Here is a 21,627-nt window from a genome sequence, read left to right on the forward strand (position 1 = left end):
TACTGAACCCCAAGGCGCTTTGGAATGGCGAAGTTTTTAAAAGATCAACTATGCCGCGGCTTCCAGCGGTTCGATCTTCTCGAGCTCCGGTGCGAGTTTCTTCGCCTCGGTTTCAAGTTCATAAGCCTGCTGAAAATTCATCCAGAATTCCGGCGTGGTGTTGAAGAACCTGGCGAGGCGAAGCGCGGTATCAGGAGTCAGGCCGATCTCTTCCTTGGCAATGCGTTCGATACGGGTACGAGGAAGATTGAGCTTCTTCGCCAGCGCACCGGCACTCATACCGAGCGGGACGAGATATTCCTCGCGCAGGAACTCTCCGGGGTGAATTGGACGTACGAACTTGAGCATGGTTCAGAGACCTCAAGGGTTTAGGGCAAGTGCCCGCTCAATGGTAGTCGACGATCTCCACCTCTTCGGCGCCAGCGTTGGTCCATTTGAAGCAGGCATTGGTCGTTGATACGAATTGAATGCTGCCCAGCTCTGCTCCCTTCAGGGCTTCAAGGCGATTTCCGGGTGGCGATCGTTCAATTGTCCGGCGTTTTCGATCGCTCGAAGACGACGTTCGCCACGGGCAACCAGATCCGGTGGAAAACCTTTCGGTGCCTTCCCCTCGGCAACCGCTTCCACCGCTTTGCCTTTGAACGAAACGATCAACTTGGACCCTATCGGTAGCCGTTTGGAACCGATCATTCCACCGTTACCGATTTCGCCAGATTGCGCGGCTGGTCGACATCCGTGCCCATGAACACGGCGGTGAAATAGGCGAGCATCTGGATCGGCAGTGCGTAGATGATCGGCGAGATGATTTCCGGTACGTCCGGCAAAACGATCGTCTCCATCGTCTTCACCGTGGCGTGCGCGGCGCCCTTGCTGTCGGTGATCAGGATGATCTTGCCGCCGCGCGCCGCCACCTCCTGCATGTTCGAGACGGTCTTTTCGAAGATACGGTCATGCGGGGCGATGACGATGACGGGCATGTTCTCGTCGATCAGCGCGATCGGGCCGTGTTTCAACTCGCCGGCGGCATAGCCTTCGGCGTGGATATAGGAAATTTCCTTGAGCTTCAGCGCGCCTTCCAGGGCCAGCGGAAAATTGGTGTCGCGGCCGAGATAAAGCACATTCTTGTAGTGCGAGAGGTCGCGCGCGACCTTTTCGATCTGCCCGTCGAGCTTTAGCACCTGGTTCGCATAACGCGGCGCTTCCGACAGCTCGCGTATCAGCGTTTTCTCCTGCTCCTGCGAAATCGTTCCGCGCGCCACGCCCGCCCGCACCGCCAGCGAGGCCAGCACGGAAAGCTGGCAGGTGAACGCCTTAGTCGAAGCGACGCCGATCTCCGGGCCGGCCAACGTCGGCAGGATGACGTCGGATTCGCGCGCCATGGTCGATTCGCGCACATTGACGACCGCGCCGATCTTCATGCCGGCCTTGCGGCAGTAGCGCAGCGACGCCAGCGTGTCGGCGGTCTCACCCGATTGCGAGATGAAGAAAGCGGCATCGTTCTTCGACAGCGGCATCTCGCGATAGCGGAACTCCGAAGCGACATCGATGTCGACCGGCAGCCGCGCATAGCGCTCGAACCAGTATTTGCTGATCAGCCCGGCGAGATAGGCGGTGCCGCAGGCCGAGATCGCCAGCCGGTCGATCTTGGCGAAATCGAACGGCAGGTCGAGCGGCTTCGAGACGCCGCTGATGAAATCAACATAATGCGCCAGCGTGTGCGAGATCACTTCCGGCTGCTCATGGATTTCCTTTTCCATGAAATGGCGGCGGTTGCCTTTGTCGACCATGAAGCTCGTGCTGAGCGACTGTTGGCGTTTGCGGTCGACCTTGTTGCCGCCCATGTCGAAGATATCGACCTCGTTGCGGCGCACCACCGCCCAGTCGCCGTCTTCCAGATAGGTGATCGAATTGGTGAAAGGGGCAAGCGCAATGGCGTCGGAGCCAAGGAACATCTGGCCGTCGCCATGACCGACCGCGAGCGGCGGGCCATTGCGCGCGCCGACGATCAGATCCTCGTCGCCCTTGAACATGATGGCGAGCGCAAAGGCGCCTTCCAGCCGCTTCAGCGCCTTGTGCGCCGCCTCAACCGGCTTCAGCCCCCTGGCCAGTTCGCGCGCCACCAGATGCGCGACGACTTCGGTATCGGTCTGTGAGGCGAAGCTGTAGCCGTCGCGCATCAGCTCGTCGCGCAATTCGGCGAAATTCTCGATGATGCCGTTATGGACGATGGCGACGCCGTCGGAAAAATGCGGATGCGCATTGCTCTCGTTCGGAACGCCATGCGTGGCCCAGCGCGTGTGGCCGATGCCGATCATGCCGTCGAGCGGTTCGTCCTTCAGCAGGCGCTCGAGATTGACCAGCTTGCCCTCGGCGCGGCGGCGGTCAAGCCTGCCGTGCTCGATCGTGGCGACGCCGGCCGAGTCATAGCCGCGATATTCGAGCCTTTTCAGCGCATCGACGATAAGCGGCGCGACCGGCGAGTCACCGACAATTCCAACGATACCGCACATGGCGCCTGCCCCCGATTCCGACCTCAAACCCGGCACTATTTAGAGACTGCCGGGCTGCCGCGAAAAATCACATTCCATTTCGTCCGGTATCAGCCGGACTATCCTGCACAGATGCACCATGACAGGGCGCACTTGCAATCCGGTTACTGCAATTGCTCAGTTTCTCCGCTTATGTATCCTATCTCGGCTCAACGGCTCCAGAAATCAGTCAAAGACATGATGCGGCTATGAACGAACGAATTGACACGGTGACGCTTTGGCGTCCGGTTGGTCCCCGCGAACTGGAGTTGATCCAGAGGGCAGGGATGCGCGCCTTTCCTCCTCGACTTGCCGATCAGCCGATCTTCTATCCGGTTACCAGCGAGGCCTATGCCACCCAGATCGCCCGAGACTGGAACGTGCCCGCGAGCGGATCAGGTTTCGTGACGCGTTTCGAGGTGAGTCGCAGCTTTCTGGACCGTTACAGCGTCCAGCATGCCGGCAGCCGGGCGCATCTGGAATACTGGATTCCGGCCGAAGACCTGTCGGCCTTCAACGATGCAATCGTTGGCGAAATCCAGCTTGTCGCCGAGTTCCGCTAGTCTACCCTTTTTTGCGGGCCGCCGCGGCCTGAGAAAAACGCTCTCGCAACTCCTTGCCCTTGCCGGGTAGAGTCCGCTGGCGGGCGCGGCCGAAAGCCAGCGCATCGTCGGGTACGCTTTCGGTAATGACGCTGCCCGAGGCGATGTAGCCGCCCTTGCCGATGGACACCGGCGCCACCAGCGAGGAGTTCGAGCCTATGAAGGCGCCCTCGCCGATATCGGTGAAGAATTTCGAATAGCCGTCATAATTGCAGGTGATGGTGCCGGCGCCGATATTGGCGCCGGCACCGATGCGGGCATCGCCGATATAGGTCAGATGGTTGACCTTCGCGCCCTCCTCGACGATCGCCTGCTTGACCTCGCAGAAATTGCCGACCTTGGCCTTGGTTCTCAGATCGGCCCCGGGCCGCAGCCGCGCGAACGGCCCGACATCGCAATTCGACGCGATGGTGGCGCCTTCGATATGGCTGAAGGCATGGATCTTGGCCCCCGTCGCGATTTTCACGCCCGGCCCGAACCAGACATTGGGTTCGACGACCGTATCGGCGCCGATCTCGGTGTCGTGCGAGAAGAACACAGTTTCGGGCGCGATCAGCGTAACGCCAGAAAGCATCGCCTCGCGCCGCCGGCGCTGCTGCCAGATACCTTCCGCCTGGGCAAGCTCGGCACGGTTGTTGATGCCGAGCGCGTTCTCGAAACTGGCTTCGGTGGCGACGACATCAAGTCCCTGGGCAGCGGCGATCTCGACGATGTCGGTGAGATAATACTCGCCCTTGGCGTTCTTGCTGCCGACTTGATCGAGCAGCTTCAGCGCGTGCCTGCCGGCGACCGCCATCAGCCCGCCATTGCAGAAGGTGATCTTTTTCTCCTCGTCCGAGCAGTCCTTCTCCTCGCGGATGGCCACGAGCTTGCCGGCCTTTTCGATAAGCCGGCCGTAGCCCGAAGGATTTTCCGTACGGAAGCCGACCACGACGACGGCCGCACCTTCCGCCAGCTTCAGCCTCGCCGCCGCGAGCGCTTCCGGATCGATCAACGGCGTGTCGCCAAACATCACCAAGATATCGTCATAACCTTTTGATATTGCTGCACGTGCGGCAAGCACGGCGTGCGCGGTGCCGAGACGTTTTTCCTGAACGAAAGCCTCGGCCCTCGGCGCAAACTTGAGTGCAGCCTTGCGCATCTCATCGGCGCCATGGCCGATCACCAGCGCCAATTCGCCGCTGCCGGCGGCTTCGGCCGCCTTGACGACATGGGCAACCATCGGCAGGCCCGCGATTGTGTGCAGCACTTTCGGCACTGCACTCTTCATGCGCGTGCCTTCACCGGCGGCGAGGATGATGGACAGGCAGGATCTCTGGCTCATGGGGACAGCAACCGTTGAAAGGGGTCTGGAATCGAAGCGTTAGTAGCACCGGCGCCATGCTGCACCAATGCGGTTAAATTCCGGTGAGACGGTGGAACCTCCAACCCGCGACACGCTCAAGCCGATCGGCTCAGGCGGCTTCCGCCTCGTTGCGTGATGCGAAGCTGGGGGCTCGGCCACGGCCGTATTGCCGTGGCGAACAGTTCATGACCCGCTTGAAGGCTGTGCTGAAGGCGCTTTCGGATTCGTAGCCGAGCGAAAGCGCTATGACGGCGACGGGATCGCTGGAATTCGTCAGCCGGTCGCCAGCCAGCAGCATTCGCCAGCGCGTCAAATAGTCCATCGGCGACGCGCCAACCGTCTCCTTGAATCTGAGCGCAAAGGTCGATCGCGACATGCCGGCCCGTTCCGCCAGTTCCTGTAGCGTCCAGCCATGCGCCGGATCGTCATGCATGGCCCTGATCGCCGCGCCGATCTGTTTGTCCGCGAGGGCAAAGAGCCAGCCGATGCCACCTTTCAATCCTTCCGAAAGATGCAGCCGCAGCGCCTGAACCAGCATCATGTGGGCGAGGTGCTGGATCATCAGAAAGCCGCCCGGCTGCGGCTCGCGCAGCTCCTGCATCATCCGCTCCACAGACCAGCGCAGCGCCGACTGGTCCGACTCTTTGCGGATATGCACAATGGCTGGCAGCATCCGCAACAGCATGCCGGCATGATTGCCGCCAAGCGCGAAGCGGCTGCTGACCAGAAAGAAATCACCACCGCCATTGTGGGTCACGACCCCGCCGGCTCGCGCAGGCGGAAAAATCTTGACGGCTTCAACAGGCGTCAAGCTCATGTCGCTTGCAAGGCGGAAAGGCCGTCCACTCGGCAGCAGGAAGCTGTCTCCCGTCTCAAGGCGCACTGCGTCAGCAACACCCTCCACAGACAGCCAGCACCGGCCGGAGACCACCGCTCCGGTCTTGATGCTTTGCTGCTGGTCGGGGAACTGGATCGACCATTCACCACCAGCATCGAAACCGGCCGACATATAGTTTCGCGGCTTCAGCAGCGAGAGCACATCTGAAAGGGGATCCACAGGTCATTCCGGACGATTGCGAAGATAATACGGACTTTACCGCATAGATCGTATTTTCTCAAGCGCCTATCACGACACAACTGAGCCGCGAAAATGGTCGTGGCCAGAAACGAACAAGGAGAAGTCGTGGTGCGTGTTTTCGTTACCGGAGCGACCGGATTCGTCGGTTCTGCCGTCGTTCAAGAACTCATCGGCGCCGGCCATCAGGTGCTCGGCCTCGCCCGCTCGGCGGCGTCGGCCAAGTCGCTTGCGGCCACCGGAGCCGAGGTGCATCGAGGTGACCTCGAAGCCCTCGAAAGCCTCAGCAGGGGCGCAGCGGCAGCTGATGGAGTGATCCATACCGGCTTCAACCACGACTTCTCGAAATTCGCGCAAAATTGCGAGATGGACCGGCGCGCCATCGAGGCCTTGGGCGGTGCACTCGAAGGCTCCGAGCGGCCCCTGCTCGTCACCTCCGGGACCGCGCTCCAGGCGCGGGGCCGTATCGCGACCGAGGAAGATGCGCCTGTCCCATCTTCCGCTTCGTATCCCCGCGCCTCCGAAGCGACAGCCGCCGCGCTGGCGGCACGCGGCGTGCGCGCGTCGGTTGTGCGCCTTCCTCCGTCGGTCCATGGCCAAGGCGACCATGCCTTCGTTCCTATTCTCATCGACCTCGCTCGCGAGAAGGGCGTGTCGGCCTATATCGGCGAAGGGCTCAATCGCTGGCCTGCCGTGCATCGGTTCGATGCCGCCCGCGTCTACCGGCTTGCGCTCGAGCATGGAGCCGGTGGCGGGCGATATCACGCGATCGCCGAAGAAGGCGTGCCGTTCAAGGACGTCGCCGGCGTGATCGGCCGGCGCCTGGACGTGCCGGTCGTCGCCAAGTCCGCGGAAGAAGCCGCCGATCATTTTGGCTGGTTCGCGATGTTCGCGGCGATGGATGTCCCGACCTCGAGCGAACGAACCCAGGCGCTGCTGGGGTGGCAGCCGAGCGGACCCGGGCTGATCGCTGATATCGACCAGCCGGGCTATTTCGAAGGCTGAACAGACCCATGTCGGGCGGCAAACCTATCCCAATTGCCCCAGCACCGGAAAATTCTCGAGCAACCAATAGGACACCGCCTGCACGCCGCCGGTCAGGAAAAACACGCCGGCGACCACCAGCAACGCGCCGATGGCCTTTTCGACGCGGCCGAGATGGACGCGGAATTTCCCGAGAAAGCGCATGAAGGCGCCTGAAAACAGCGCCGCAACGAGGAAGGGAATACCGAGGCCGAGCGAATAGGCGGCGAGCAGCAGCGCGCCCTCGCCCACCGTCTCGCGGCCGCCGGCAAGCGTCAGGATCGGCCCCAGCACCGGGCCGATACAGGGCGTCCAGCCAAAGGCGAAGGCCAGGCCCATGACGTAAGCGGCGATCAGGCTGGCCGGCTTGCCTTGTGACTGGAAGCGCGCCTCGCGTGAAAGCAAAGGGATGCGCAGTACGCCGAGGAAATTCAGCCCCATCAGGATGATCAGCACGCCTGCCGCCATTGCCAGCGGCTCCTGCCAGACTCGCAGCAAATGGCCGATGGTCGAGGCGCCGGCGCCGAGCGCGACGAAGACGGTCGAGAAGCCGAGCACGAAGGCGATTGAGGAATTAATCAGCGCGCCTCGCGCGCCGGCCTTTGCCGTAATGCCGGCCTCGCCGCGGAAATCGTCGACCGACACGCCGGCCATATAGCACAGGTAAGGCGGCACCAGCGGCAGCACGCAGGGGGACAGGAAGGAAATTGCTCCCGCCCCGATCGCACTGACATAGCCGACGTCCAATGCCATTTCCGTCTCCCGATGACTGCGCAGCCATATAGCCGCGACAACAGCCGTCCGCCAATCACCATCGCGTGGCCCCATCACATTGGGTAGCAAGTCGGCGCCCGCCCGGGAAGAAAGGGCAGCCAGGCAGCGTTGATCAAACGAAACTGCGTTGTTCCGCACGCTTTTCGAAATGACCCAGGGAGAAGTCCATGAAAACGATCGCAATTGGCATAGCCGCGCTTTTGCTCGGCACTGCCGCATCCTTCGCTGCCGAGGCGTGGAAGGAAGCGGAGGTCGGCGGCACCAAGATCTACACCGACGCCAGCGGCATGACGCTCTACACCTACGACAAGGACGAGGCGGGCAAGTCGAACTGCTACGACAAATGCGCCGCCAATTGGCCGCCGCTGAAGGCTGACGCCAACGCCAAGGCCGAGGGCGAGTGGACGATCGTCGACCGCACCGACGGCATCAGGATGTGGGCCTACGAAGGTAAGCCGCTCTACACGTTCATCAAGGACAAGAAGGCCGGCGACGTGACCGGCGAGGGTGTCGGCGGCGTCTGGCATATCGCCAAGGCCGACTAGGCCTTGAGCTTCTGATCGGCTGTAACAGGCAGCAACACGGCTGGTCGCTGGGAACTCGACCCAACCGCCCCGGCGGCCAGCTTTTCAGCACGGTACTTCCTTGCGACTGTCCGAGCAAAATGCCGGGCAAGCGATTGCGCGCTTTACAGCATCTGTTCAAGCAGGGCTGGCGCGTGCTCGATGTTTCTCTTATATCCGCGGGAGAGTTTGTCCCGTTCTCCAGGATCAATTGTCGGGTTTGTCCAGCGATAGGCTGCTCATTTCCCTTGTCCAGGATTGCGGAAATCGCATGGCGCGCCGTTGGGTTGCGCATTCGCTACAGGGCCGCATTTTGACTGCTTGGCCTTGACCGGATGCAAAAGCGCGGCCATGTGAGCGACACATTGAACGAGATTTCGTCGCGCGCAGCGGAATTCTTCTGCCGCATCACAACTGATATGAGACCGTATGGACGTCGTCGTCGTCGAATCGCCGGCCAAGGCGAAGACAATCAACAAGTACCTCGGCAAGAACTACAAGGTTCTGGCCTCGTTCGGCCATGTCCGCGATCTGCCGGCCAAGGATGGCTCGGTGCGTCCGGATGAGGACTTTGCCATGTCCTGGGCCGTCGACACCGCGTCTGGAAAGCGTCTCGCCGATATCGCCAAGGCGGTCAAGGACGCCGACGGGCTGATCCTCGCCACCGATCCGGACCGCGAGGGCGAAGCGATCTCCTGGCATGTCCTGGAAGTGCTGAAGCAAAAGCGCGCGTTGAAGGACAAGCCGGTCAGCCGCGTCGTCTTCAACGCCATCACCAAGGCGTCCGTGCTGGAGGCGATGGCCAATCCGCGCCAGATCGACGCGCCGCTGGTCGATGCCTATCTCGCTCGCCGTGCGCTCGACTATCTGGTCGGCTTCACGCTGTCGCCCGTGCTGTGGCGCAAGCTGCCCGGCGCCCGCTCCGCCGGCCGCGTCCAGTCGGTGGCGCTGCGTCTGGTCTGCGACCGCGAATCCGAGATCGAGCGCTTCATCCGCGAGGAATACTGGCAGGTCGCCGCCATTCTCGGTACGCCGCGCAAGGATAATTTCGAGGCGCGGCTGACCGCCTTCGAGCGCAAGAAGCTGCAAAAGCTCGACATTTCCAACAAGGCGCAGGCCGACGACATCAAAGCGATGCTCGAAGGCGCCAGCTTCAAGGCGGCGTCGGTCGAAGCCAAGCCGACCAAGCGCAATCCCGGGCCGCCCTTCACCACCTCGACGCTGCAGCAGGCAGCCTCATCGGGCCTCGGCTTTTCGGCCAACCGCACCATGCAGGTGGCTCAGCGGCTCTATGAGGGCATGGAGATCGGCGGTGAGACCACCGGCCTGATCACCTACATGCGAACCGACGGCGTGCAGATGGCGCCGGAGGCGATCTCTGCCGCGCGCGATGCGATTGCCAAGGAATTCGGCCCTAAATACCTGCCTGAAAAGCCGCGCTACTATTCCGCCAAGGCCAAGAATGCCCAGGAGGCGCACGAAGCGATCCGTCCGACCGATTTCATGCGCACGCCGGCTTCCGTCAGGCAGTATCTCGACGCTGACCAGGCGCGGCTTTACGAGATGATCTGGAAACGCGCCATCGCCAGCCAGATGCAGCCGGCCGAGATAGAGCGCACCACGGTCGAGGTCGAGGCCATCAACGGCCCGCGCACCGCCGAGCTTCGTGCTGTAGGCTCGGTTGTTCGCTTCGACGGCTTCCTTGCCGCTTACATCGAGCAGAAGGAAGAAGATTCGGAAGACGAGGAAAGCCGCCGCCTGCCCGAGATCCGTGCCGGCGAGCAGCTCACACGCGAGGCGATCAACGCCACCCAGCACACCACCGAGCCGCCGCCGCGTTATTCGGAAGCTTCGCTGATCAAGAAGCTGGAAGAGTTGGGCATCGGCCGGCCGTCGACTTATACGGCGATCCTGAAGACGCTCGAGGATCGTGACTATGTCACCATCGACAAGCGCAAGCTGGTGCCGCAGGCCAAGGGCCGGCTATTGTCGGCCTTCCTCGAAAGCTTCTTCGAGCGTTATGTCGAGTACGACTTCACCGCTTCGCTGGAGGAAAAGCTCGATGAGATTTCCGACGGCAAGCTCGCATGGAAGGACGTGCTGCGCGATTTCTGGAAGGATTTTTCCGGCGCCGTCGCCGACATCAAGGAGTTGCGCGTCACCGACGTCCTCGATGCATTGAACGAGGAACTGGCGCCGCTGGTCTTTCCCGCGCGGGAAGACGGTTCGAACCCGCGCATCTGTCCGAAATGCGGCACCGGCAACCTGTCGCTGAAGCTCGGCAAGTTCGGCGCCTTCGTCGGCTGTTCGAACTATCCCGAATGCTCCTTCACCCGCCAGCTCGGCGACGCCGCCAATCCCAATGGCGAGAACGGCGGTGGTGAAGACGGCACCAAAGTGCTCGGCAAGGACCCCTATACCGCCGAGGAGATCACGCTGCGCAATGGCCGGTTCGGCCCCTATATCCAGCGCGGCGACGGCAAGGATGCCAAGCGCTCCAGCCTGCCCAAGGGCTGGACGGTCGATTCGATCGATCACGAAAAGGCGCTCGCCTTGTTGTCGCTGCCGCGCGACGTCGGCAAGCATCCGGAATCCGGCAAGATGATTTCGGCCGGGCTGGGGCGCTACGGGCCGTTCGTGCTGCATGACGGCACCTACGCCAATCTCGACAGCATCGAGGACGTGTTCTCGATCGGCCTCAATCGCGCCGTCTCGGTGATCGCCGAGAAGCAATTGAAGGGCAAAGGCGGCCGCAATGGCGGCACAGCCGCTGCGCTCAAGGAACTAGGCGAGCATCCTGCCGGCGGCGGCAACATAGTCGTGCGCGACGGCAAATACGGGCCTTATGTGAATTTCGGCAAGGTCAATGCGACGCTGCCGAAGGGCAAGGATCCGCAATCGGTGACGATCGAGGATGCGGTGGCGCTCATTGCGGAAAAGGAAGCCAAGGGCGGCAACGGCGCCAGGAAGCCCTTCCGCAAAGCGGCCGCGCCTGCCAAGAAACCGGCTGCGGCCAAAAAACCGGCGGCCAGGAAAAAGGGATAGGACGGGTTGGCGCGCAAAGTCTCCGGAAGAAGCCACGGCGATCTGCGCACCGCCGATACCCGTGCCAAGGTCAGGGACAATTACCGGCCTTCACGCGACGAGATACTGCGTTACATCGCCGAAAATCCGGACCGCGCCGGTAAACGCGACATCGCCAAGGCGTTTGCGCTGCGCGGCGAAGACCGTATCTGGCTGAAGGACGTCTTGCGCGACCTGCAGGATGAAGGCCTGCTCACCAAGGAGCGCAAGCGGCTTGCCCGTATCGGCGCCCTGCCCCACGTCGCGGTGCTCGACATCTTCGGCCGTGACGCCGACGGTGTGCTGCTGGCGCACCCGACCGAAGCGATTGGCAATGGCGAACCTCCGGTCATAGCGATCCGCGTGTCGCGCGGCGGCAATGGCCCGACGCCGGGCATCGGCGACCGCGTGCTGGCCAAGACCTTTCCGACCGACGATCCGGCAGGCCCGGCCTATACGGGCCGGGTGATGAAGATATTCGAGAAGCGCACCGATGCGGTTCTCGGCGTTTTCCGTGTGCTGAAGGACGGCACGTTCCGCATCGAACCGGTGGAAAGGCGTCAGCCGGAGCTGGTCGTCGACAAGGAATTCCAGAACGGCGCCAAGAACGGCGACCTGGTCGAGGTCGAGCCGGCACGGGCCTCGCGCTACGGGCTGCCGCGAGCCAAGGTTCTGGCGGTGTTGGGGTCGCTGACCAGCGAAAAGGCGGTCTCGATGATCGCCATCCACGCACACGACATTCCGCATATTTTCCCAGCCGACGTCATCGCCCAGGCGGAGGCGGTCAAGCCGGCGACGCTTGCCGGCCGCGAGGATTGGCGCGAGCTGCCGCTGCTCACCATCGATCCGGCCGATGCCAAGGATCATGACGACGCGGTGTTCGCCATGCCTGACACCGACGAGAAGAACGCCGGCGGCGTGATTGTCACCGTCGCCATTGCCGATGTCGCTGCATACGTGCGCTATGCCACGGCGCTCGATCGCGAAGCGCTGAAGCGCGGCAATTCGGTCTATTTTCCCGACCGAGTCGTACCGATGCTGCCGGAGCGCATCTCGAACGACCTCTGTTCACTGCGCGAGGGCCAGGATCGTCCGGCGATAGCGGTGCGTATGACTTTCTCGGCCGATGGCCACAAACTCAGACATTCCTTCCATCGCGTCATGATGAAGTCGGCGGCGAAACTCGCCTATCAGCAGGCGCAAGCGGCGATCGACGGCGCACCGGACGACACGACTGGCCCGATCCTCGATACGGTGCTGAAGCCGCTATGGGACGCCTACGCGATCCTGAAGCGCGGCCGCGACACCCGCCAGCCGCTCGAACTCGATCTGCCCGAGCGCAAGATCCTGCTCAAGCAGGACGGCACCGTCGACAAGGTCGTCGTGCCGGAGCGGCTCGACGCGCACAAACTGATCGAAGAGTTCATGATCCAGGCCAATGTCGCCGCCGCCGAGACACTCGAGGCGAAGCGCCAGGCGCTGGTCTACCGCATCCACGATGCGCCCTCGCTCGCCAAGCAGGAATCGCTGCGTGAATTCCTGCAGACGCTCGGCCTGTCGCTGGCGCGCGGCGCGCAAATGCTGCCGAACCAGTTCAACGGCATCCTCGCTCGCGTGCGCGGCGCCGATAATGAGGGGCTGGTCAACGAAGTGGTGCTGCGCTCGCAGAGCCAGGCCGAATATTCGCCCGCCAATATCGGCCATTTCGGCCTCAACCTGAAGCGCTACGCGCATTTCACCTCGCCGATCCGTCGCTATGCCGACCTGATCGTGCATCGTGGGCTGATTGCCGCACTCGGCCTTGGTCCGGGGGGCCTGACGCAGGACGAGGCGGAGCGGCTGGAAGAGGTCTCGGCGCTGATTTCGGCGACCGAGCGGCGCGCGATGGCCGCCGAGCGCGACACGGTCGACCGGCTGATCGCCGCCTTTCTCGCCGAGCGCATCGACGACCGTTTCGACGCCCGCATCTCGGGCGTCACCAAATCGGGCCTGTTTGTCCAATTGCCGCAGTACGGCGCGGATGGCTTCATTCCGGTTTCAACCCTGGGCGGCGACTACTATATATACGACGAAACTGCTCGATCGCTTTTCGGAGAACGCACCGGCAAGGGCTATCAGCTTGCTGATCGCGTCGAGGTTCGCCTGATCGAGGTGGCGCCGATGGCCGGCGCGATGCGTTTCGAGATGCTGACCGAGCCAAAGCCGCTGCCCGGCTCCAAACGGTCGTTCCACAAGGCCAAAGGCCGCGCCCGGGCGTCGCAATCGCGTCCAGGCTCGCGCGGCAGGAGACGGTAATGCCAACAGAACTGCAGGTGGAAGAACGGATTTTCGGTGGCGAACATCACTCGGGCCGGACCGCCCGGCCGCTATGGACGGCAATGAAGCGCGGTATGCTCGGCCGCTGCCCGCATTGCGGCGAGGGCAAGCTGTTTCGCGCCTTCGTCAAGACCGTCGACAAATGCGATCATTGCGGCGAGGAGCTCCACCACCATCGCGCCGACGACCTGCCGGCCTATCTCGTGGTCGTCATTGTCGGCCACATCGTGCTCGGGGCCTTCATGGGTGTCGAGGCGACCTCGACGCTGTCTACCTGGCAGCACATCGCCATCTGGGTGCCATTGACCATCATTCTGGCCGTCGTCCTGCTGCAACCGGTCAAGGGCGCTGTCATCGGCCTGCAATGGGCGTTTTATATGCACGGCTTTGGCGGTGAAGAAGATCTGATCGAGTCGCATCCCGAGGCTTGAAACCGAGGCTGGCGCAATCGGCATGGCTGGACGCCACTTTCGCATCGGAGAAGATTCCGCTAGGTCGACCGCATGGACGTTATGACCAAGGCGGAAGTCGACGAGGTTGAGCGGATCGCGCTCGAGGCCAAGCCTATACGCCCACGCGACGCCGCGACGCTGATCCTGCTCGACCGCAAAGGCGACGAATTCCTGGTGCTGATGGGCCGGCGCCACGCCGGTCATGCCTTCATGCCGGGAAAATTCGTGTTTCCTGGCGGCCGCACAGATCCGGCCGACAGCCGCATCTCAATAGCCACCGCACTTCATCCCGAGGAAGAAGCGAGATTGACCGCTGGTATCGGTCGCACCAGCCCGGCTCGCGCCCGCGCGATTGCCCTGTCGGCAATCCGCGAAACCTATGAGGAGGCCGGCCTGCTGATCGGTCAAAAAGGCGCGTTCGCAACCGCCAGGCGCGACTGGCAGGGCTTTGTCGAACACGGCGTCATCCCATCACTGCAAGCGCTGCGCTTCGTCGCACGCGCCATCACCCCGCCCAACCGGGTGCGCCGCTTCGATACGCGCTTTCTCGCCGCATGGCGCGACGATGTCGCCGTTGAACTGCCGGGTGGCGGTCCGACCAACGAGTTGGAGGACGTCGTTTGGCTGCCGCTGGCCAAGGGCCAGGCAAGCCGATATTCCAGACATCACGCGCACGGTCCTGGAGGAACTGGAAACGCGGCTCGCCTGGGATCCGCTGCTGAGCCCCGGCAGTCCCGTGCCGTTCTACCGGCTTGTCCACAATCGCTTCGTCCGCGAAATTCTCTAGAGCAGCCAGGCATTCCATGACAGTCGATACCCAGCCGCAGGGCAAGGAACGCGTACACTGGCTGCCGATGGTCGCGGCGATCTCGTCGATCAGCGTCGTCGGCATTGCCATCGGCCTTGGCATGCCGCTGCTCAGCGTGATCCTGGAAACGCGTGGCCATTCCGCGTCGATGATCGGTCTCAACACCGCGGTCGCCGGCCTCGCCTCTATCGCCGGCGCGCCGCTCGCCACCCCGCTTGCCATGCGGTTCGGGGTCGCCTGGACGATGCTTGCCATGATCGCCGCCGGGGCGCTGGCCTTTGTCGGTTTCCATTTCGCGCCAGCTTTCTGGATGTGGTTTCCGCTGCGCGTGCTGCTGCATATCGCGCTAACGGTGCTGTTCATCCTGTCGGAATTCTGGATCAGCACCTCGGCGCCGCCACACCGGCGCGGACTGGTCCTCGGCATCTATGCCACCGTGCTGTCTCTCGGCTTTGCCGCCGGGCCTTGGCTGTTCGCCCATCTCGGCAGCAGCGGCTTCCTGCCCTTCGGCGTTACCATCGCCTTGGTTACGCTCGCTGCCATACCGGTCCTGGCGGCACGCAACGAGAGCCCGACGATCGTCTCGGACGGCGAAACCAGCAATTTCCTGCGTTACATCTGGCTGGTGCCGACGGCGACCGCGGCCGTGCTGGTGTTCGGCGCGGTCGAGACCGGCGGCTTTGCACTGTTCCCGGTCTACGGTAGCCGCATCGGCTACTCAGAGGCGGACGCCGCCCTTTTGCTCACCATGATCGGGCTTGGCAACGTGCTGTTGCAGATCCCGATCGGCATGATCAGCGACCGCGTAAGCGACCGTCGCTATCTGCTGATGGCCTGTGCCACCGTCGGGCTTGCCGGTACGGTCTTCATGCCGTACTTCGCGCAGAACTGGCATTTGATGGCAGCGCTTCTGTTCGTCTGGGGCGGTGTGGTCGCTGCCATGTACACAATCGGCCTGGCGCATCTCGGCTCGCAGCTTTCCGGCCACGAATTGGCCTCCGCCAACGCCGCCTTCGTGCTCTGCTACGGCGTCGGCATGGTGCTTGGCCCGCAGGCGATCGGCATCGGCATGGACGCTTTCGGGCCGTCGGGCTTCGGTTGGGCGCTCGGCCTGTTCTTCGCCTGCTATATCGTGCTGGTCGGCACCAGGCTGCTCCACAAAATCCTCTGACTCGGCCCAGCTGCCGACATCGCTCCCACTGCTGACCAACTCCTGACACAACCATGTCAGGAGGGCTCGAGTATATGCTCCCCCAAAGTGCATAAGCAGGGAGACCTCGGATGATCGATAGTGGCTTTGAAACGAAATCGCTGCGGATGGAATTGCTGCTGCTGGTGACCTTTCAGGCACCGGCAGCCGATGTCGACCGCATCATGGAGGCGGTGGTCGCGATCGCGCCGCTCGAAATGGGCAAATATGACAGCAATGCCTTTCAGTCGGCGGACGGCATCGAACGTTACCGGCCGCTTGAAGGTGCCGCCGCCGGCGCCGAGACGGAATTGCGCAGGCGGTCGGGGACTGTCGAGGTGTCGTTCGAACTGCCTGATGACCAGAAGCTCGCCGCACGCGTCGTCGAGGCGATTTATCAGGTTCACAGCTATCAGGAACCGGTGATCCGCATTCAGCCACTGCTTGCCAGCCGCTCCAAGGGTCTCGACGACCGCACCAACCCGAACCGCTGGTGGAACACGACGGGAGACTGGAAGAAGGCGTTACAACCGGAAACCGTCGCGGCGGAGTGACCGGAACCTGGTCGTATCTCGGTTTGAATCTGGCTGTCAGGAAGCCTGCCGATGAATGATGAAGCAAACCGCAAACCGGCAAGCGATCCCCAGGACCTGGCGCGGCTATTGGTTTCTCGCGAGCAAGCGGGAGACGCGGAAGGAATGGCTGCTCTTTACGAACCCGGTGCCATCCTCGATACCGGCAACGGACAGTTGGCCTGCGGCAGAGATGCCATCCGCCGATTTTACGCCAAGTTGGTGGCAGCGGGACGAAAGTTTGATCTCGGAGATCAGCGTCCGGCTATCATCAACAGGGATTTGGCGCTCACTTCCACGCGCCTTGCCGACGGCACCGTTACTGCGGAAATCGCTCGCCGGCAAGGTGACGGGAACTGGCTTTGGGTGATCGATCAGCCGTCCATCGCTCGATATTCATAGCCAGCATTCAAACTGAGACGCCACCCAGAGGACGGCCGGAGGCACACAGGAGCCTCCCGCGGCTGTCGGCACCCAATCAACTTGTCGGGTTTTGGTAGCACTCAATGTCCGCTTCGTCCCCAGCCTCCATCGGCTGGCATAAACCCGGACAACTCATGTGCTACCTAATCCGGACAACTCATCTGCTTACGACACAGAACCTGGACAAGGGTTGACTTTCCGGGCGCGTTCTTTATGTGTCGCGGCAAGTTTCCCGCGTCCGGGTGTTTCCCGTGCTCCAGCGGCCAAAACTCCACGAACATTCAACGGACGAACATCATGGCCAAAGCCGCAAACATCAAAATCAAGCTTCTGTCGACCGCCGACACCGGTTTCTTCTACGTGACCAGCAAAAACAGCCGCACCAAGACGGACAAGCTGTCGTTCCGCAAATACGACCCGGTCGCCAAGAAGCACGTCGAATTCAAGGAAACCAAGATCAAGTAATCGGGTTTTCTCTCGCAGTACCGAAACGCCGCCTTCCGGGCGGCGTTTTTCATTTCGGGGATACAGGGCTAGCCGATGCGATCGCCGCTTGCCGGATCGAACAGATGGAGCGATGCCGGATCAGCCGACAGGCGCACGGCCTCACCCGGCTTCACGCTGGCCCGGCCCATGGCAAACACGCAGACCTGCTGGCCGGCAAGCCTGGCATAGAACTGGGTGGACAGGCCGAGCGGCTCCACGACACCCACCTCGCCCTTCAGCGCGCCATTGTCGGCGAGCCGGATATGCTCGGGCCGCAAGCCGACGGTGATCGCATCGCCATCCCTGAGCGGCAGGCCGTCCGGCAGCCTCAGCTTCTGGCCGTCGGCCAGGATGGCATCCGGCTTGGCGCCCTTTTCAACCACGGCAGACAGAAAATTCATGCCGGGCGAGCCGATGAACCCGGCGACGAACATGTTGACCGGCCGGTCGTACAGATCGAGCGGCACACCGACCTGCTGGACGAGGCCGTCATGCATGACGACGATGCGGTCGGCCATTGTCATCGCTTCGGTCTGGTCGTGGGTGACATAGACCGAAGTGGTCTTCAATTGCTGGTGCAGCGCCTTGATCTCGGCACGCATGTGAACGCGCAGCTTGGCATCGAGGTTCGAAAGCGGCTCGTCGAAGAGAAAGACCTTCGGGTCGCGTACGATGGCACGGCCCATGGCGACGCGCTGACGCTGGCCGCCGGACAATTGCCGAGGCAGGCGCTGCAGAAGCGCATCGAGCCCGAGCCGCTTGGCGGCACTGTCCACCCTTGCATCGATCGCCGGCTTCCCGGCCTTTCTCAGCATCAGGCTGAAGCCCATGTTCTTCGACACGTCCATGTGCGGATAGAGCGCGTAGGACTGGAATACCATGGCAATGTCGCGGTCCTTTGGCGCCATATCGTTGACCAGGCGCTCACCAATATGGATTTCGCCGTCGGAGACCTCCTCCAGCCCGGCGATCATACGCAGCAGTGTCGACTTCCCGCAGCCGGACGGGCCGACCAGAACGACGAACTCGCCGTCGGCGATTTCGAGATCGACTGCGTGCAGAACGCGCACCGCTCCATAGTCTTTGCGGACTTTGTCAAGTGTAACGGAGGCCATCGATCTATCCCTTGACAGCGCCGGCGGTAAGGCCGGTGACGAGGTAGCGTTGCAGGAAGGCAAAGAAGACGCAGACCGGGATCAGCGCCAGGATGGAAGCCGCCATCATCTGTCCCCAGTCGACCGCGAATTTGCCGATATAGGTGAGCAGGCCGACCGCGAAGGTCTTCTGGTCGTCGCTGGAAATCAGCATCAGCGCAAACAGCAACTCGCTCCAGGCGGCGGTAAAGACGAAGCCGAGCGTCGCGCCCATGCCGGGCAGCGTCAGCGGCACGATCACCTTGCGCATCGCCTGCAGGCGCGTGCAGCCGTCGATCATCGCTGCCTCTTCCAGGTCTCTCGGGATGCCGTCGAAGAAAGATTGCATCAGGAAGGTCGCAAAGGCCGTATTGAACGCGGTGTAGATGATGACGAGGCCGGTCAGGCTGTTGATGAGGCCGATCTGTCCCATGATGCGGTAGATCGGCGGAATGACCATCACCAGCGGAAAAGTCTGGGTGAGCAAAAGCAGGATGGCCAGGGTCGCCTTGCCGCGGAAGGAAAATCGCGACATGGCGTAGCCGGCCAGCGTGGCAATGACCGTTACGAAGGCTGCCGTCGAAACCGAAACGATAACGCTGTTCAGGAAGTAACGCGGGAAATCGCTGGCTTCGAGCACGGTGACGAAGTTCTGCAGCGTCGTTTGCGACGGCCAGAAAGTGATGCCTTCGGAATAGAGCAGCCGCTCCGGCGTGACCGAGATCTTCAACGTCCAGAAGATCGGGAACAGCGCGAAGGCCATATAGGCGGCGATGGCGCCGTAAAGGCCGATACCGCCGAGGACGCGCGAGGAAGCGGAGCGTCCGGCAATCATCAGACGTGCCTCACCAGCGAACGGCGGATGCCGATAAGCGCAACCGCGTAGACGATGAGCAGCACAAGCAGCAGGACCGCCACTGCGGAGGCATAGCCTTTGTCCAGCGACTTGAACGCGCTGACATAGATATAGACCGGCACTGTGGCGGTCGAACCGGCAGGCCCGCCTTCGGTCATGACGAAGATCAGGTCGGCGAATGTGGCGATCCATATGGTGCGCAGCATGACGGTAATGACGATGGTCGGCGCCAGGAACGGCAGCGTCACCTTGGTGAAGCGCTGCCACGGCGAGGCGCCGTCGATCGCCGCCGCCTCATGCAGTTCTGACGGGATCGACTTCAACGCCGCCAAAAGGGTGATGGCAAAAAAGGGAATGCCGAACCAGACATTGGCGACGATCGGCCCCCACATGGCTGTCGAGGGATCGGAGAGCACGTTGGTTGGCTCGGCTTTCAGCCCCAAGGCGTAGAGCCAATGCGGCAGCGGCCCGATGATCGGGTTGAACAGCCAGGCCCAGGTCAGGCCCGAGAGGAAGGACGGTACCGCCCAAGGCAGGAACACCACGGCCTGCACGATCTTTCTGCCCCGGAACGGCGTATCGAGCAGCAGCGCCAGGCCAAGTCCAAGGAAAAATTGGAAGAACAGGCTGGCTGCCGTCCACCATAGCGTGTTGACGAGCGCCTGCCCGAGCACAGGATCCGACAGCATCGCCTGATACTGCCCAAGCCCGACATATTCGGATTTGAAAGCGGAGAATTTGCGGAACGAGTAGCCGACACCGATAACCAGCGGCACCAGGAGCACGACGACCAGCAGCGCGATCGCCGGGCTGAGATAGAGCCAAGGCTCGATCACGGCATGGGATAGCCGCTTCTTTCGCGGCCTGCCGGCGGATCGGATTTCGGACACGGCATAGGTCATTGGTACTGGATCGTCTCCTGGGTAACCACGGGCTGGCGACAGCGCCTTCCCCGTTTACGGGGAGATGCCGGTCCACCCTCCGCAGCTGCAGCGCAGCTGCTGCGGAGGACGGGCAGGCAGATGAGAGGCAACACGAGCCACGACGGGTTGGCGCCGCCCTCATCCGTCACTTCGTGACACCTTCTCCCCGTGAACGGGAGAAGGAAGAAGAGCTATTTCTTGTTCTTGGCCAGCCAGTCCTGCTGTTCTTTGGTCAGGAACTTGGCCCATTCGTCAGCCACGTCCTTGGCCGCTTTCTGGCCAAGCAGCACTTCCTGAAAATTCTTGATCGCCACCTGGTCTACGAAATTGCCAAGGTTTTCCAGGTGAGTCGGCGGCGTCACCATCTCGTATTTGTCGCCGTTGTTCAGTTCCTCGAACCAGCCTTTGAACTGCTCGGTCCTGAAGTGGGCGTCCTGGTCGGCGCCGTTGTGGATTGGAATGACGCCGACTTCCTTTGCCCATTCCAGATTGTCCTTGGGCGACAACAGCGTCGCCATCAGCTTCCATGCATCGTCCTTGTGCTGGGAATTGGCGAACATCGCCCAGCCGGCATAACCGAGCGTCGGATAGGATTTGCCGCTCGGTCCGACCGGCATCGGCGCCACGGCGAAATCGTCGGCGCTCATCTTGTCGGCGATGCCGAGCAGCGCGTCGGGATCCTGGTTCAGCATGGCGCAGGTGCCGCTGTAGAACCCGGTGACGGTCTCGTTAAAACCCCAGCTCACCGCATCTTTCGGCGCCAGGCCGTTCTTGTACATGTCGGCGAGCATCTGCAGGCCCTTGACCGAGCCTTCCTCGTTGATGGTCGAGGTGCCGTCCTCGTTGAAATACCCGCCCTTGCCGGCGGCGATGTTCATGAACATATGCATGCCGTTGAAGGCGCCCGGGCCGCCGCGCAGGCAGTAGCCGTATTTGCCCGGTATCGCCGAGATTTTTTTGGAGTCCTCGACGAATTCATCGAGCGTTGCCGGCGGACCGTCCAGACCAGCCTCCTTGAACAGCTTCTTGTTCCAGAACAGCGCGTTCAGGTAATAGCCGTAAGGGATCATGTACTGCTTGTTATCGACCGTCGAGCCGAACTGCTTGGCACGCTCGCCAAGCGTTTTGGCATCGTCCCATTTGGCCATGTATGGCCCGAGATCCTCGAGCTGGCCGTTGGTCGCATAGAGACCCATCCAGCGTTCCGGCATCTCGACGATATCGGGCGTGTCGCCGGCCTGCACCATGGTGAGGAACTTCTCGAACGCCTGTCCCCAGGGCAGTGATACCAGCTCGACCTTGACACCCGGATTGGCCGCCTCGAATTCGGCGATCTGCTTCTTGAGGAATTCGGTACGCGGCGGGCTGGTGATGACCTCGACCATCTTGACCGTGGAATCGGCCAGCACGCTGCCGGCGGAAATCGCCAGACCCAAGACGGCACCAAGAAGGATGCTCAGTTTTTTCATGTTCAGCACTCCCATTTTGAACGGCTC

19 protein-coding genes and 2 pseudogenes are annotated in these 21,627 nt (G+C 62.2%); 11 read left to right on the forward strand and 10 right to left on the reverse strand.

Translation table 11 applies throughout. The features are described 5' to 3' along the window. Positions 1–48: 48 nt before the first annotated feature. The 3 genes and pseudogenes from NKI72_RS21700 to glmS form a co-directional block, all read right to left on the reverse strand. Positions 49–348 (reverse strand): HigA family addiction module antitoxin, encoded by a 300-nt coding sequence (locus NKI72_RS21700; RefSeq protein WP_031212869.1) that lies wholly within the window; start codon positions 346–348, stop codon positions 49–51. Positions 349–385: 37 nt separating this feature from the next. Further along, a pseudogene (locus NKI72_RS21705) lies at positions 386–654 on the reverse strand (type II toxin-antitoxin system RelE/ParE family toxin). A gap of 32 nt (positions 655–686) precedes the next feature. After that, positions 687–2,510, reverse strand: coding sequence for a glutamine--fructose-6-phosphate transaminase (isomerizing) (gene glmS / locus NKI72_RS21710; protein WP_352831602.1), 1,824 nt, complete (start codon positions 2,508–2,510; stop codon positions 687–689). Between the two features lie 227 nt (positions 2,511–2,737). Between glmS and NKI72_RS21715 the strand changes: the two genes are divergently transcribed. Beyond that, positions 2,738–3,091, forward strand: a complete 354-nt coding sequence (locus tag NKI72_RS21715; RefSeq protein ID WP_352502466.1) for an ADP-ribosylation/crystallin J1 — start codon at positions 2,738–2,740, stop codon at positions 3,089–3,091. 1 nt (position 3,092) lies between these two features. On the opposite strand, the gene glmU is transcribed toward NKI72_RS21715, so the two are convergent. Both glmU and NKI72_RS21725 read right to left on the reverse strand, forming a co-directional pair. Beyond that, entirely contained in the window at positions 3,093–4,454 is a 1,362-nt protein-coding gene (glmU, locus tag NKI72_RS21720; RefSeq protein ID WP_352831601.1) for a bifunctional UDP-N-acetylglucosamine diphosphorylase/glucosamine-1-phosphate N-acetyltransferase GlmU, read from the reverse strand. 130 nt (positions 4,455–4,584) lie between these two features. Beyond that, positions 4,585–5,532, reverse strand: coding sequence for an AraC family transcriptional regulator (locus NKI72_RS21725; protein WP_352831599.1), 948 nt, complete (start codon positions 5,530–5,532; stop codon positions 4,585–4,587). Positions 5,533–5,661: 129 nt separating this feature from the next. Here NKI72_RS21725 and NKI72_RS21730 point away from each other — a divergent pair, with 129 nt between their 5' ends. Beyond that, complete coding sequence (locus tag NKI72_RS21730; protein WP_352831597.1) at positions 5,662–6,555, forward strand: SDR family oxidoreductase; 894 nt, start codon at positions 5,662–5,664, stop codon at positions 6,553–6,555. Between the two features lie 24 nt (positions 6,556–6,579). On the opposite strand, the gene NKI72_RS21735 is transcribed toward NKI72_RS21730, so the two are convergent. Next, positions 6,580–7,326 (reverse strand): cytochrome c biogenesis CcdA family protein, encoded by a 747-nt coding sequence (locus tag NKI72_RS21735; RefSeq protein ID WP_352471765.1) that lies wholly within the window; start codon positions 7,324–7,326, stop codon positions 6,580–6,582. 188 nt (positions 7,327–7,514) lie between these two features. Between NKI72_RS21735 and NKI72_RS21740 the strand changes: the two genes are divergently transcribed. From NKI72_RS21740 to rpmG, 9 genes and pseudogenes are all read left to right on the forward strand, one after another. Then, complete coding sequence (locus NKI72_RS21740; protein ID WP_352850857.1) at positions 7,515–7,892, forward strand: COG4315 family predicted lipoprotein; 378 nt, start codon at positions 7,515–7,517, stop codon at positions 7,890–7,892. Positions 7,893–8,339: 447 nt separating this feature from the next. Next, a complete protein-coding gene (gene topA / locus NKI72_RS21745; RefSeq protein WP_352831594.1) occupies positions 8,340–10,955 on the forward strand; it encodes a type I DNA topoisomerase in 2,616 nt (871 codons plus the stop codon). Between the two features lie 6 nt (positions 10,956–10,961). Next, on the forward strand, positions 10,962–13,268 hold the full coding sequence (rnr, locus tag NKI72_RS21750; protein ID WP_502898554.1) for a ribonuclease R: 2,307 nt from the start codon (positions 10,962–10,964) through the stop codon (positions 13,266–13,268). Next, a complete protein-coding gene (locus NKI72_RS21755) occupies positions 13,268–13,720 on the forward strand; it encodes a DUF983 domain-containing protein (protein WP_023679976.1) in 453 nt (150 codons plus the stop codon). The genes rnr and NKI72_RS21755 overlap by 1 nt, the downstream gene beginning before the upstream one ends. Positions 13,721–13,792: 72 nt before the next feature. Then, positions 13,793–14,528: pseudogene (locus NKI72_RS21760) on the forward strand (NUDIX hydrolase). Between the two features lie 16 nt (positions 14,529–14,544). Next, a complete protein-coding gene (locus NKI72_RS21765) occupies positions 14,545–15,720 on the forward strand; it encodes an MFS transporter (protein ID WP_352770286.1) in 1,176 nt (391 codons plus the stop codon). A 110-nt stretch (positions 15,721–15,830) separates the two neighbouring features. Beyond that, positions 15,831–16,292, forward strand: coding sequence for a YqfO family protein (locus tag NKI72_RS21770; protein ID WP_352471771.1), 462 nt, complete (start codon positions 15,831–15,833; stop codon positions 16,290–16,292). A gap of 51 nt (positions 16,293–16,343) precedes the next feature. After that, positions 16,344–16,712 (forward strand): YybH family protein, encoded by a 369-nt coding sequence (locus tag NKI72_RS21775; protein ID WP_352471772.1) that lies wholly within the window; start codon positions 16,344–16,346, stop codon positions 16,710–16,712. 318 nt (positions 16,713–17,030) lie between these two features. After that, positions 17,031–17,198 (forward strand): 50S ribosomal protein L33, encoded by a 168-nt coding sequence (rpmG, locus tag NKI72_RS21780; RefSeq protein ID WP_006201775.1) that lies wholly within the window; start codon positions 17,031–17,033, stop codon positions 17,196–17,198. A 68-nt stretch (positions 17,199–17,266) separates the two neighbouring features. Here rpmG and NKI72_RS21785 read toward each other — a convergent pair whose 3' ends face one another. The 4 genes from NKI72_RS21785 to NKI72_RS21800 all read right to left on the reverse strand — a co-directional run bounded on the left by NKI72_RS21785 (position 17,267) and on the right by NKI72_RS21800 (position 21,600). Further along, the gene (locus NKI72_RS21785; RefSeq protein ID WP_352613809.1) at positions 17,267–18,334 is read right to left on the reverse strand and encodes an ABC transporter ATP-binding protein; all 1,068 of its coding nucleotides are present in this window, start codon (positions 18,332–18,334) and stop codon (positions 17,267–17,269) included. A gap of 4 nt (positions 18,335–18,338) precedes the next feature. Next, the gene (locus NKI72_RS21790; protein ID WP_352613810.1) at positions 18,339–19,187 is read right to left on the reverse strand and encodes a carbohydrate ABC transporter permease; all 849 of its coding nucleotides are present in this window, start codon (positions 19,185–19,187) and stop codon (positions 18,339–18,341) included. Then, the gene (locus NKI72_RS21795) at positions 19,187–20,110 is read right to left on the reverse strand and encodes a carbohydrate ABC transporter permease (protein ID WP_352613811.1); all 924 of its coding nucleotides are present in this window, start codon (positions 20,108–20,110) and stop codon (positions 19,187–19,189) included. The genes NKI72_RS21790 and NKI72_RS21795 overlap by 1 nt, the downstream gene beginning before the upstream one ends. A gap of 212 nt (positions 20,111–20,322) precedes the next feature. Continuing rightward, positions 20,323–21,600, reverse strand: coding sequence for an ABC transporter substrate-binding protein (locus NKI72_RS21800; protein WP_352770278.1), 1,278 nt, complete (start codon positions 21,598–21,600; stop codon positions 20,323–20,325). Positions 21,601–21,627 lie beyond the last annotated feature (27 nt).

It is taken from the genome of Mesorhizobium sp. M0437 (genome assembly GCF_040321335.1).
Classification (GTDB): Bacteria; Pseudomonadota; Alphaproteobacteria; order Rhizobiales; family Rhizobiaceae; genus Mesorhizobium.